12 protein-coding genes are annotated in these 13,510 nt (G+C 47.3%); 2 read left to right on the forward strand and 10 right to left on the reverse strand.

Features of this window, described 5'->3' with window-relative positions; translation table 11 throughout:
* The 4 genes from JK130_RS16020 to fabB form a co-directional block, all read right to left on the reverse strand.
* Positions 1–2,382: FimV/HubP family polar landmark protein (locus JK130_RS16020; RefSeq protein WP_281420777.1), on the reverse strand; the 2,382-nt coding region annotated here is incomplete at its 3' end.
* Positions 2,383–2,781: 399 nt separating this feature from the next.
* Positions 2,782–3,798 carry an aspartate-semialdehyde dehydrogenase gene (locus tag JK130_RS16025; RefSeq protein ID WP_218355341.1) on the reverse strand — a complete coding sequence of 339 codons (1,017 nt, stop codon included), beginning with the start codon at positions 3,796–3,798 and terminating at the stop codon, positions 2,782–2,784.
* A gap of 46 nt (positions 3,799–3,844) precedes the next feature.
* Positions 3,845–4,993 (reverse strand): 4-phosphoerythronate dehydrogenase, encoded by a 1,149-nt coding sequence (locus JK130_RS16030; protein ID WP_218355342.1) that lies wholly within the window; start codon positions 4,991–4,993, stop codon positions 3,845–3,847.
* A gap of 125 nt (positions 4,994–5,118) precedes the next feature.
* Complete coding sequence (gene fabB / locus JK130_RS16035) at positions 5,119–6,333, reverse strand: beta-ketoacyl-ACP synthase I (RefSeq protein ID WP_218355343.1); 1,215 nt, start codon at positions 6,331–6,333, stop codon at positions 5,119–5,121.
* A gap of 170 nt (positions 6,334–6,503) precedes the next feature.
* Between fabB and mnmC the strand changes: the two genes are divergently transcribed.
* Positions 6,504–8,549: a bifunctional tRNA (5-methylaminomethyl-2-thiouridine)(34)-methyltransferase MnmC2/FAD-dependent 5-carboxymethylaminomethyl-2-thiouridine(34) oxidoreductase MnmC1 gene (mnmC, locus tag JK130_RS16040; RefSeq protein WP_218355344.1), complete on the forward strand. Its 2,046-nt coding sequence runs from the start codon at positions 6,504–6,506 to the stop codon at positions 8,547–8,549.
* A gap of 3 nt (positions 8,550–8,552) precedes the next feature.
* Here the strand turns inward: mnmC and JK130_RS16045 are convergent, their stop codons facing one another.
* From JK130_RS16045 to JK130_RS16070, 6 genes are all read right to left on the reverse strand, one after another.
* On the reverse strand, positions 8,553–9,248 hold the full coding sequence (locus JK130_RS16045) for a FlgO family outer membrane protein (protein WP_218355345.1): 696 nt from the start codon (positions 9,246–9,248) through the stop codon (positions 8,553–8,555).
* 4 nt (positions 9,249–9,252) lie between these two features.
* Complete coding sequence (locus tag JK130_RS16050) at positions 9,253–9,984, reverse strand: FlgO family outer membrane protein (RefSeq protein ID WP_218355346.1); 732 nt, start codon at positions 9,982–9,984, stop codon at positions 9,253–9,255.
* 4 nt (positions 9,985–9,988) lie between these two features.
* A complete protein-coding gene (locus tag JK130_RS16055) occupies positions 9,989–10,630 on the reverse strand; it encodes a FlgO family outer membrane protein (RefSeq protein ID WP_218355347.1) in 642 nt (213 codons plus the stop codon).
* Positions 10,631–10,837: 207 nt separating this feature from the next.
* Complete coding sequence (locus JK130_RS16060) at positions 10,838–11,140, reverse strand: YfcL family protein (protein ID WP_218355348.1); 303 nt, start codon at positions 11,138–11,140, stop codon at positions 10,838–10,840.
* Positions 11,141–11,156: 16 nt separating this feature from the next.
* Complete coding sequence (locus JK130_RS16065; protein ID WP_218355349.1) at positions 11,157–12,290, reverse strand: ATP-NAD kinase family protein; 1,134 nt, start codon at positions 12,288–12,290, stop codon at positions 11,157–11,159.
* A complete protein-coding gene (locus JK130_RS16070) occupies positions 12,287–12,841 on the reverse strand; it encodes an elongation factor P hydroxylase (protein WP_246587847.1) in 555 nt (184 codons plus the stop codon). The genes JK130_RS16065 and JK130_RS16070 overlap by 4 nt, the downstream gene beginning before the upstream one ends.
* Positions 12,842–13,004: 163 nt before the next feature.
* Here JK130_RS16070 and JK130_RS16075 point away from each other — a divergent pair, with 163 nt between their 5' ends.
* Positions 13,005–13,448, forward strand: a complete 444-nt coding sequence (locus tag JK130_RS16075) for an acyl-CoA thioesterase (protein WP_218355351.1) — start codon at positions 13,005–13,007, stop codon at positions 13,446–13,448.
* Positions 13,449–13,510 lie beyond the last annotated feature (62 nt).

Raw genomic sequence — 13,510 nt, forward strand, 5'->3', positions numbered from 1 at the left:
AACATTGGCATCGCTATCGGCATCTTTCTCAGTATTTTCGACATCGCTCTCTGCATTCTCAACATCGCTATTGGCATCGACGTTTGGGGGCTCAATGTCAGGTGCTAAATCGTTATCGCTTTGTGGTACCGACTTATCTTCGTCGTCGTTTGCCTCAGCAACGCTGTCCAGTAAAGCGTCAATATCGTTTGTATCTTTACCGGTGTCTGAAGCAGTGTTGTCTGTATTACTGACGTCGTCGCTATCGGCAAAATCTGACTCCGCACTGATACCGGCTTCTAATTCAGCTAATAGGTCATCGGTTAATTCATCACTCTCTAGTGGGTCAGTGTCTTGAGCAGGTAACGCTTCTATATCACCAGGTTCCTGAGACGTGGGATTACCTTCAAGTTCAGCCAGAAGCTCGTCCGATAAAGTATCTAGCTGCTCTTCACTGTCGCCTTGGTCGGCGCTTAATTCGGCCAGTAGTTCGTTGCTAAGAGGATCATCAAAGCCGGCTACCGAAGTATCTTCAGGCTCTGATAAATACGAACTATCTTCGTCGTCCTCATTTTCGGCTTGTAACTGTGCAATCAACTCGTCTGAAAGTGGATCGGCAAAGTTGTCTGCGTTATCAATATCGTTTAGTTCAATGTCATCAAGTTCTTCGGCAAATGAATCGAGGTTCTGAATTCCCTGAGCAGAACCTGAGCGGCTTTCAAATTTTTCTTGCTCAATTTCTTCAGCGGTGGGCAACCCGCCCATTTGCTCAATCTGGTCTATCTCTTGAAGTATTCCATCTGCCAGGCGATCAAGCTCCGCATTTTGCTGATTAATTTCGCTGTCGAGCTTACCCAGCATTTCATCGTCAACTACATCGTTGTTAGTCACGAAACTATTCTGGGTCTTTGCCTGCTCAGCCTCGAGAAGTTCATCAATGCTGATTTCAGGTTGCTCATCACCATTGTGTGCAGCTGGAGCAATTGAAACAGGGTTATCTGTTTCATCGGGCGCAGGGTCATTTAACGCCCCGGCATCTTTCGTATTTACGGCAAAGTCTTCTTCAGATACAGGAGATTCTTCAGGCAACGTATCGGACTCGCTGTCAAACTCTGCTTCTTCATGATCAGTTTTTTCAGGATCAAGCTCTTCAAGACCCGTATCTTCCAAATCGGTATCTTCAACGCCAGATACAGCAATGTTGTCTGCGTCTTCAGTCAACTCAACGGTGTCCATAATTTCATCGTCAAATAAACTATCGAGATCGTCCTGACCTAATTCTGTGTCACCTTCATCAAAAATGTGGTCGTTGTCATCCGGTACCAGCATATCATCAGCAAAGCTGTCCAGTTCTGCATCCAGCGTATCTTCAAGTTCGCTCGATAAAACATCGTCCAGCAATTCATCATCGTCAAAAAGTTCGCTGTCGGTGAGCTCAGGTGTGTCATCGTCAAAATCATGGCTTACGGATGAAGACATATTGTCCGAGCTTGATAGCGGAGCCTCTGCCTGTGGTGCTGAAGGGCTGTCAGTCTGCCCATTATTACGTGCGCGCAATAACCAGGCGGCCAAACCGCCAGCCAATAATAAGGTAAGAATTCCTGACCCTATGATAAGGCTGATAGGTTGAGTTAAGGCAGACCCGAAGCTACTTTGTTGCTCAGCTTCCCGGGCTGACTGATCTTGCTTTACCATTGCCAGCAACTCTCGCTGTAACGCAAGCTGCTCGTCCATCTGGCTTTGAACATCACCCTCAACCTGCTGTTTGAGGCTCAAAAGATCTGTATTTACCTGCTCTACCCGTTCATACAATTTACGATTTTCATTCAGCATTTGCTGAACATTGTCTAATGAAGCTGCAAATTGTTGACGCAATTCATCGAATTGCTGAATTTGTTGTTCATCCAGTTTGGTAATTTTTTGTTCAATCGCGGTACGCGTATCAGAAAGCTCAGATTGTTTTGCCAGAGGTTCTGGTGACTTAATATTGTTGCCCGGGGTGGAGGGTTGGTCAATAAGCTGGCTATAACGTGTGTTGTCGGTCTCAGCATTACCGCGAGCCTGATCGGTATTGATACGCGAGATATAGCGACGAGACGGAAGGCGTAATGTCGCGCCCTCTACTAATAAATTTCTATTTTGTTGTTCAAAAGCATTAGGATTTAATTCATAGATAGCCTGCATAACCTGGTACATAGACAGACTGTCATCCTGGCGATACTGTTTTGCAATACGCCACAAGGTATCTTGTTCATCTATTGGCCCATAGACCGCACCAGAGAATTGGCTGGTCGCATTTTTAGGACCGCGCAGCTGAGTCTGGCGTTCTTGTGCGTTAGTGTCGGGCGCGATAAATACACTTAAACACAAAAGCAAGAACAAGCCCGATAAATGCAATTTCATAGCGTTCCTATATGCTATCAAATGTAGCCGCTAAAAAAGACTACATAATCAATCAGAATACACGCATTTCACGTGCTAACCTCATCCGGTTTATTCTGAGCTTTGTTATTCTTATTATACAGAACAACCCCGCTGTGTTTTGGCCGAGGTTTTCAGTTATTTTATCATGCCTAAGGGTAAATACAGTGCCTTTAAAACGACCACCTGCGAATGCGCATTGGCCCTGACACCGGCAAATGCCGCGCGATATTAATTTACCCAGGCAACGTTATTACCATGTACAAACTATAAACCAGAGCGGTTCGCTGCGCTAGCGATTAGCAAAACCTATAGTTGATGCGCTTATTTAAAGGTATCGGCCGTAAGCAAAAAATGTTTACTTACGGCTTTATCACCGAATTATAAATAGTCGCTGATTAATGTTTCGGCAATCTGCACACTATTGGTGGCGGCGCCTTTACGGATGTTGTCTGACACCACCCACATATTCAACCCGTTAGGATGAGAGATATCATTACGCACTCTGCCTACATGCACCCAGTCATTGCCGCTGGCACTGGAGACCTGAGTTGGGAAAGATTCGGGGCTGTCATAAAGCTTGATTCCGGCGCCCTGTTCTAACAGCGCTTTCGCGCGTTCCGCTTCAATCGGCATACGGGTTTCAATATGTACGGCTTCACCATGACCATAAAATACAGGCACCCGCACCGCGGTGGCATTTACTAAAACGCTGTTGTCGCCCATAATCTTTTGGGTTTCCCAGGCCATCTTCATTTCTTCTTTGGTATAGTCGTTATCCATGAATTCATCGATTTGCGGAATAACATTAAAGGCAATTTGGCGACTAAATGCGTCAGACTCGAGCTCTTTTGCATTTAACAGACTGGCGGTTTGCTTTGCCAGTGCTTCCATTGCGCTCTTACCTGCGCCCGATACCGACTGATAAGTTGCAACATTGATACGTTCAATGCCCACTTCATCATGAATAGGCTTCAATGCCACCAGCATCTGGATAGTCGAGCAGTTTGGGTTAGCAATGATATTCCGGTTTCGAAAATCAGCCAGTGCATGGGCGTTTACCTCTGGAATGACCAGGGGAATATCGGGTTCGTAGCGAAAATGAGAAGTATTGTCGATAACAATACACCCTGCTTCAGCGGCAATCGGGGCAAATTTTGCAGAGACACTGCCGCCTGCTGAGAAAAAGCCGAACTGCACCTGACTAAAATCGAAGCCATCAGCATTCAGGACTTCTACTTCTTCACCTTTGAAGCTTATGGTTCCGCCCGCTGAACGCTCACTGGCCAGCGGGTAAAGTTTGTTAATTGGAAATTTCCGCTCTTCCAGTATCTCAATCATGGCTTGCCCTACCAAACCGGTAGCGCCTAACACCGCAACATCAAAAGCTTGTGACATAGATATAAAGTCTCCTACTGATAACCACACTTAATGTGGGGAAAAGTTAAAGTGTTTCTAAGGTAAATCCTAACCCAGTGAGTTGGCGCAAAATACCTTCCGATACCACACCAGACAACCGCAAGGTGTAAGCATTGAATTCGCGCCGTACCCGATAGGCTTTACGGTATGCAGCGAACTTATTTGATTCTGCCATTATCTGACGAAAAATCCTATCATCCTCGGCTATATCATAGATGCTTAATAGCAGTTGGGTCAGCTCATTATAGCTTAACGCTTCTACCGAGGGGTCGCGGGGCATAAAATCGATGGGCATAGGCATTGCCAGAAAATCGTCCATCTGTAATAACGTAGGTTGCTTTCGAGCCTGACAAAATGCCTCGTAAATAAGCTGGGTGCCTCTTAGTTTCCCTTCAATACTGTGGCCGGCAATATGACCGGTAGCAAACCAAAGCGAATTAAGTAAATCGGTATCTATATCTGGCTCGTGCCAAAATACATCCAGTACCGCTGTTGGTGCGTTATCTTTCTGTAATCGCGCTTTCAGCGCTGCTTCATCAACAACCTCGCCCCGACATGCGTTAATAAACAACTGATGAGGTAAAAGGCTTGCCAGATGTTCGGCATGAATAAGATTGGCTGTCGGATATTTGCCATCTTTAATATAAGGAATGTGCAAACTTATTACCTCACAGGACAACGCCTCTTCTAAAGAAACAAAACTGCGATTGTCACCGGCCTCTTGCCGGGGCGGGTCGTTCAGTACATAGCTAATATTTAATGACTGCAACAACCGTGATAGCGCGGTTCCTACATGCCCCGCGCCTATAATACCCACGGTAATGCGATCAGGTTGAATTTTATTGCTCTGATAAGCCTTTAATAGAATACTTACTACATATTCGGCTACCGCTATAGCGTTGCAACCACCAGCACTGCTCCAGTTAATCCCTTGGTTGTCTAGATAGTCTGTATCGATATGATTAATACCGGCAGTGGCTGTACCCACCATTTTTAATTGTTTGGCCTGAGCCAGTAAGCTGGCGGTTACCGGGGTGGTTGAGCGAACCGCCAGGTAGTCGCAATCAGTGAGATCGCCTGGCTGTAATGCGCCGGTATCAAACGATTTTGCATTTCCCAGTGAAGTAAAGTAATCGGCTCCGTTGGGTATACTGCTTTCATAAAGAATATTCATGGGAATGTTTTACCAATAGGTTTTGATAAATAATCACGCTGCAATAGCATCGTATCGCTGCCACCTAAAAAAAACAGCGCCAAAGAGGCGCTGTTTTGAATTGCTCAATACACGGCGGTTACTTGCTATTTATTATAGCGTTGCAATACCAGGGTTGCATTGGTGCCACCGAAGCCGAAGCTGTTCGACATCACTGTGTTTAGTTCCGCATTACGCATTTGCGTTACAACATCTAAACCCTGCGCCTGCTCATCAAGCTGATCGATATTGATAGACGGTGAAATGAAGTTGTTTTGCATCATTAACAAGCTGTAAATCGCTTCGTTTACGCCTGCAGCGCCAAGGGCATGACCCGTGAGTGATTTTGTCGCACTGATAGGCACGCCTGTGTCACCAAAGACTTCACGAATTGCACCCAGCTCTTTTACATCCCCTACTGGTGTAGAGGTGCCATGGGTATTAAGATAATCTATAGGACCTTCAACATTTTCCATGGCCATGCGCATACAACGCGCCGCACCTTCGCCTGAAGGCGCAACCATATCGAATCCATCAGAAGTCGCGCCATAACCCACTATCTCGCCATAAATAGTGGCGCCGCGTGCTAACGCATGTTCAAGCTCTTCAACAACGACCATGCCGCCACCGCCAGAGCTGACAAACCCATCGCGACCTGCATCATAGGTACGTGACGCTACTGACGGATTGTCATTGTATTTGGTTGACAGTGCACCCATAGCATCAAACTGGCTAGACAGTGACCAGTGCAGCTCTTCGCCGCCCCCTGCAAATACTACATCTTGTTTGCCCAGCTGAATAAGCTCCAACGCATTACCTATAGCGTGTGCACTACTTGCACAGGCTGAGGCGATAGAGTAATTCACACCGCGAATTTTAAACGGGGTCGCCAGGCACGCTGATACGGTAGACGACATACAACGCGGAACCATATAAGGCCCCACCCGCTTAACGCCTTTTTGGCGAAGTATATCGGCTGACAATACCTGGTTTTCAGATGAAGCCCCACCTGAGCCGGCAATAATACCCGTACGCTCATTAGAGATGTCTTTTTCTTCCAACCCAGAGTCGGTGATAGCCTGTTGCATTGCGACATACGCATAAGCCGCTGCATCGCCCATGAAGCGCATAGCTTTACGATCGATATGCTCTTTCAGGTCAATGTCAACATTGCCCCAAACCTGGCTACGTAAACCCATTTCGGCGAACTGTTCAGAAAATGTAATGCCGGACTTACCTGCTTTTAATGAAGCAAGTACATCGTCTTTATTGATACCAATACTTGAAGTAATTCCAAGACCGGTGATAACTGCTCTTCTCATAATCTACCCTTAACTTTGCTGGGGCATATGGTAACGATTCTGGCAAACAAAGTGGTCTGCTCTTTGAATAGTTGTTGAGTATTTTTACAATACTATCGTAAACAACTATTCACACTGTAACATGCGCGCTATGATCTTGCAGTCAAAACCAACCAGGCAGGAAAAATCGCGTGAAAACCCGTCATGCCACCGTTCATTTTAATCAGCAGGGCACGCCAGTGGCCGATGAGTTTGATGATGTTTATTTTTCAAATGATAGCGGCATAGATGAAACGCTTCATGTATTTTTAGCCGGAAATGAGCTTCCTGAACGTTGGCTAGAGCACACCACAGCGCATTTTGTGGTGGCTGAAACCGGGTTTGGCACTGGCCTGAATTGTCTGGTTGCTATGCAGGCTTTTGCCCGCTTTCGGCGCCAGCATCCTGATCATCCGCTAAAGCGTCTTTTTATACTCACTACCGAATGCTTTTTATTAAAGCAGGAAGACGCCGGCCGTGCCCTGGCGCATTTTCCTGCTTTGGCCGAGGCCACCGCTGCGCTATTGAGGCAATATCCTGTTAACCTGGAAGGTTGTCACCGCCTCGATTTTTCAGCATTCAGTACCACACTGGATATCTGGATTGGCGATGTTCACGGTATTTTACCCGAGTGGCATAATCCGGTAAACGGGCTTGTTGATGCCTGGTTTTTAGACGGTTTTGCACCTAGCAAAAACCCGCAAATGTGGACTTCGTCTTTGTATAAACAAATGGCACGTTTAAGTAAGCCCGGCGCAACTTTTGCCACTTTTACCGCGGCGGGACTGGTAAAACGCGGATTGGCAGAACATGGCTTTGAAGTGAAAAAGTGTCGTGGCTTCGGACGCAAGCGCGATATGCTGGCCGGCACCTGGCCAGCGGGCCCGCGCTCACAAGACGTCACTGCTACCAAAAAGGCGGTAAGTTATAGCGATGGTCCCTATTATCGCTATAGTCAGAACGCGCTTAAATCGGGCGACCATGTGGCGGTGGTAGGCGCGGGCATTTCAGGCGCCATGGCCGCATTAGCACTTACCCGGCGAGGTATGCAGGTAACCTTGATAACCAAAGCCACGCAACCGGCTGACGGCGCCTCAGGCAACCCCCAGGGTGGCTTCTATCCGCAGTTACATGCTCAACGTAGTCCCGCCAGCGAATTACAAGCACACAGCTTTATTTATTCAAAACGCTTTTACGATACATTGCTTAAGCAAGGCGCAACGTTTGCTCATCAGTGGTGTGGTGTTCTACTTCTCGAATTTAACGAAAAAGTGGCGGCCCGGCATAAAATAATGCGGCAACAACAAACCTGGCCTGACGCACTGCTGACTGACGTGGATGCAAATCAAGCCAGCGAACTGGCGAACATTGAGGTGCCCTACCCGGCACATTTTTGTGCTGACGGGGGGTGGATAAGCCCGCCAGAATTAGTTGATGCATTAATTAAACAAGCCGAAAGCACGGGTTTGCTGACCTTGCAAACAAATACCCAGGTGACAGGTTTCTCGCAGACTTCGCATCAGGTCACCCTTGTTACCAACCAAGGTAACAAGGTTTTCTCACAAGCGATCTTTGCCACCGGAGAAAGTTCGGCCTTAAATCTTGAGCAATATCTGCCACTGCGTTTAGTACGAGGTCAGGTTGAAGCCATAGCATCGCAAGGCGAACTGAGTCACCTTAAAACCGTATTATGCCATAAAGGATACCTGACCCCGGCATTTCAGGGCCAACACGCAATGGGTTCTACGTATATAAAAAATGAGACCGATACACAGACTCGTGGTGAGGAAAGTGAACAGAATCAGTCATTACACCAGCGTATTCTGGGTGAAACTGAATGGGCCCGGCACCTGAAAGTTACTGGGAATGCGCGCGCGGCAATACGCCAGACCCTGCCCGACCATCAACCGGCCTCCGGCAGCCTGCCTGTAACCGCTGAAAGTTGTAAGCCATGGCTTGCGTTAGGAAAAGGAATCAAGTTGTCGCAGGTGCCTCCGCCTGAGCCACAACGTGTCAATGTGTTACTGGGATTTGGCTCGCGAGGATTAACCACCGCGCCCCTTATGGCTGAAGTATTAATCAGCCAGATGACCGGCGAGCCGTTGCCGCTGTCTGATACTCTGCTAAAAACCGTTAATCCGCAGCGGTTTATAATTCGACAGTGTATACGCAGTCAGGTTGAAAGTGACGAAGGCTAACAATCAGGGCTGTGGCTGGTTTAAGCTCGTCACCATAAAGGCCGGAATCTGCAAACTTGTTGCGGCTACTAACTGGCCTGTTTCAATGGCCACAATTCGTGCATTTACCTGAACTCCCCGAGGCATTTCGACCAGGGTACCGGTCAGTATATGGTCAATTGAAGCAGAGGTTTTTAGCATGCGCGCATCACGGGTCAAGGCTATATCGCCGTAAGGGGTAACAGCCAATGACGGCGCAAGTTTATATTCAATCACCGACACGCCGTAATCCTGTAGCCCTACCATAAGATACTCGGCCAACTGATTGCCTAGCACCGTGGTTTGCTGTAAAGATGCATTTAGCCGAACAAAGCTGGTGATGCCGATTTTTGCCGTTTTCAGACCCGATGCGCTAGCCATTAATTTCATAGCTAGCTGGTCGGCATAATCATACAAAGGTTTGTGGGTCTGGCTGGCATAAAACCCTGTGACCAACGGGTCCTGATACCGGGTAGCCACCCGCATATTACTAATCTGGCTATTATCACGGCTGTCCGGCCGATACTGCAAACCTGAATCTTCTGCCGCATCAGGGGTATCGCTGGTATTGCGCTTCGCTGAGTCCTGATGATGCAACTGCGTATTGTCAGCGCTATACAGCAATCCGCAACCCGAAACGACCAATAGCGGTAATAAGGAGATTATACGGGTAAACTTCATTTGATTATCCCTGACTGAGTTTTACACCGTCTTTAATGCCTTCTTGTGGCACGCCGTCGCTGGGTATTAAAGCATCGACCACATAAAAAGGGATTAGCATTTGGGCGCTGGCCACCACGGCACGTGACTCAAGACCTAATATGCGAGCATTCACCAACACCCCGCCCTGATGTTTTGCCATAGTACCGGTAAGTATATATTCAATAGGCAAACTGCTGTTCAGGTCAAGATAATCTCGCGACAGCAAAAAGTCGCCGGCATCGGTAATACGAATGTAATCGGTTGCTTTATGATCAAGAACTGGAATTCTGAATTTGTGGAGCTCGTGCATAAACGACTCAGCCATTTGTTGACCCAGCAAGCTGGTCTGCTGCAAGTCAGAATCCAATAAAGCAAAATGAGTAACCGCAACCGGCGTTTTGGCCGATATATATTCCATGTTAGATATCAAATCTTGTGTCAGATTTTTGACATAGTCACCAACATGTTTGGTCAACGGGCGCCCTTTGTAAGCCCCCTGAACCGACGAATAAATACGCGGTTCATCTACAGCTCCAAAACGGTCCCGACTTATCGCTTTGTTATTATAGCTTTGACGATCAGCGGCGCTTATATCGACCACATTCATCAAATTATCAGCGCCGGTCTCGGGGTTATGTTCTGTTTTATCATCAGACAACATACTACAGCCAGACAACAGCATTGCTGAAACAGCCAGCCAGCACGGCTTATTCATGGTTTTACCCCTTTGTTTCGGTTCGGTACAGACGCCCGTTTCGGGTGGTCACCTGCTCTTTATCCCAGAACAGGCCTGCCGGAAAAAAACGTGTGGCCGCGGCCACTACATCTTTACTGCGTACATCAATAACTTTAGCGTTTACCATGGCTCCGTCTTGTTGATGTACCAATGTTCCGGTTATGTAGTAGTCGACACGATCAAGCCCTGAAAGGTGGGTCACGTCACGGGACAATACCCGATCACTGTCTTTACTTATTATTATATCGTTCGTAAGCCGAAACTCTTGAGCGGTAAATCCGCGCTTGGTTGCTTCGGTCACCAGACCTTGCTCAAGTTGCACACCCAGCTGCATTAAAGGCTTTTGGTCTTTGCTATTAAATGAAAGGCTGTCAGCAGAGACAAAGCCCGCTACGGCATAGCGCGAATGACGTGCGGGGGCCAGGTCTGCGAACAGTTCGTTGGCCAGCAAAAAAATTTCATATTCTGCATTTCCCAAAGCCTGGGCAGGCGCTCTTTGTTGATAAGCCACGGGTTGGGTTACCGTAGAACACGCCGCCACAAGGCCTAGCACTATCAGCAGCGCTGCGTGAGATACATATAATTGTAAAGTGCCAAAACACCCGTTGTGCTGTCGCCAAGCCATAATCTGCGCCAAAAAATTTACTCTTTACGGGGTAGAGGCAAAAAGCGCACCATAAAAGCAAAGATGAACCTAACGACGGTCTGCCAGACTATTAACGGGTGTTTTTAAGCCAGGCTTAATAAAAAATAGTACCACCGGATACCAACCCTTGCCGTTTAACAGGGAAATACGTTGCCGTTGTTAGTAGCGCTGCCATTGCCGGTATACCTATGCCGAAACCTGTTGAATTTGCTGTGACCACATCGACCAGACTTTATCCTGATCCTCCGCTTCTAACTCGCGGTTAGAAAATGCAGATTTTAAACTTTGGGTAACTTCGGCATCAAGCTTAGCCACGCTGGCTTCAGGGTCAACTTCAAGAGGTTTTGAGATAACCGCAAAGTGTCCTTGCAAGTAGCTGGCGATAAATAATTCGTCGTCATTGCCATGATCTACCACACTGTCTAAATTTTCTTCTATTTGTCTGGACGCGGTTAAAAAAGAGGCGTTTGCCACAGCGTTATTATGCATTATTTGTTTAATCCTATTATTGAGCGGGGTATATAACTTTATCTTCATAGCCGGTAATGACGGTGACACTGCCAGCTAAACTACTATCGAGCGACTCATCGCCCGTATCAAGACGAAGCGGACGTCCATCCAGCTCTTGCAGTTTTTGCTTGGTGGCCACAATCAACATATTACTTTTGCCCAGGGCGCGTAAAAATTCGGCGCTGAGCTGCTGATTACCACGGCCAAACAGATGCCCCTGGCCGCCGATAACGGTCACAATAAGTTTAACCGGTTGATCACGGGTTATTTCAAGTAACTTTTGAGCGGTAACATCACTGGCGATGACGTTGTTGTTTTTCACCACGTCCACCCCCAGCAACGTGTTTGAAAGCTGCAGGTGTTGCATGATTGCTGCTACGGTTGAGCCCGACCCCATTACAAAATATGTGTCGGTGTCTTCACAAACCAGGTCACCCACGTACTCGGCAATATCATCAAGTACCAGTTCTTCGTGCTCTTTGCCTCCCATCTTCACAGCCTGGATGTATTCAAGCTGCCGGGGGACTCGCATTTCACCAAAATGACGGGCCAGTACTTTGCCCTCTCTGAAGGCATCTTCGTCAATGTCGCGCACTTCGGCATTGATTTCACTCACCAGGGCGCCCGACACCATCATGCCTGCCACTTTACCCGCCGCTGAAGGCGTAACCGCATAAACCCCAGAGTGAATTTTACACCCCGCCGGGACCCCCAACACCACTACCGAATCGCTTATCTGGCTAAATAAGTTTCGGGCGGTACCGTCGCCTCCGGCAAAAAGTAACAGGTCTAAATTATGCTCAACTAAAGCTGCGGCGGCTTCCTCGCTATGCTGGGACTCACTTTGTTCATCCTCGCATTGATAGACAATGTCATAGTCTAAACCTGCGGCTTTACAACTGTCTTCGCCCATTGCGCCTGAAGCGGTAAAGATTTTAATTTGCGAGGCGTGTTGCTGAAGCTGATTCAAGGCTTTGGTCATTTTATCGGGCGCTTCAATTTTAGCGCCTTCAGACAGCGCTTGACGGCGAATTTGCGCCCCATCACTGCCTTTTAATGCCAAGGCTCCGCCAATTCCGGCAAACGGATTAACCAGAACCCCTAACCGGAAAATACGTGACTGCGTCATGCTGCCTCACTCATAAGTTTTTTTAATGGCGCAGTGGTGCCTAAAAAATGTTTTTGCAAAACCGTGATAAATGTTTCGGCGCGCGGAGGAAACCGGCTCGAAAAATAAACCTGTAACTGTGCTTTTACAGCTTTGCTGAAAGCGTCACGATCAGGTTCTGCGCCGTTTAAGTTATCGGTACTTACCGAAAATTTACGCCCAGTGGCAAGCGTAAATGCCCACTCAATGGCCTGAGGTTTAATTTCAACCTGTTCAAATTCAGATTGTTGTTCGTGGTTGCGTCCATCTGGGCAGTACCAGTAACCATAATCCACTAACAAACGGCGCTGCGACCCCGCAATACACCAGTGCGCAATTTCATGTAAAGCACTGGCAAAAAAACCATTAGCAAACACAATTTGATGATAAGAGCACTGTTCGTTTGCAGGTAAATAGACGGGTTCATCGGTGCCCTTTACCAGCCGCGTATTGAACGAGTGAGCAAACGTAGCATCAAAAACGTCGATCAGAGCGTTTACCTGTTCATCCTGTACTTCATCGTTTTGGGGCATCTGGGGTGGCACCTTTATGGTTACTTTACACAGCTTTATTTTGATGGCACCGAGTTTAACAAACCGCATTTATTTAGGCCATATGCACCTTATGTTATGCAGTTGCCACTCATGCCCACAAGATGATACAAAACCACAATCTAAAAACGAGACTAGTCTGACTATGAGCGAAGCATTACCCTGGCGCTACCGTGACCCATTTTACGAACGGTGGAACATCGAAACTCACAATATTGATCATTATGGCCATGTAAATAACCAGGCCTACCTTGCTCGGCTGGAGAGTTTAGCCTGGGCTCATACCAATGCGTTGGGATTGAGTTTTTCAGATTATCAGCAGCTTGATAGGGCAATGGTAATAAGACGCCATGAGTTAGATTACCATCTGGCGTGTCATCACGGTGATACCTTACATTGCGCTACCTGGATAACCGCCTGCGATAAACGTCTTTCGCTGACCCGTGAATTTCAGTTTATTTGTGAACGCCGCTTAAAAACAGTATTTAGCGCCAAAACAGAATTTGTATGTACTGCATTGTCTACAGGCAAGCCAAAACGTCTGCCTGCAAAATTTATTGAGGTCTACGGGGGTGCCTGTACAACCTGATTATTCAAGCAAACGAGCGCTCATTTTTATCTCCACATTGTTTTAGGGAAGCTCAATCAACA

Source organism: Alteromonas lipotrueiana, from assembly GCF_019249245.1.
Lineage (GTDB): Bacteria > Pseudomonadota > Gammaproteobacteria > Enterobacterales > Alteromonadaceae > Alteromonas > Alteromonas lipotrueiana.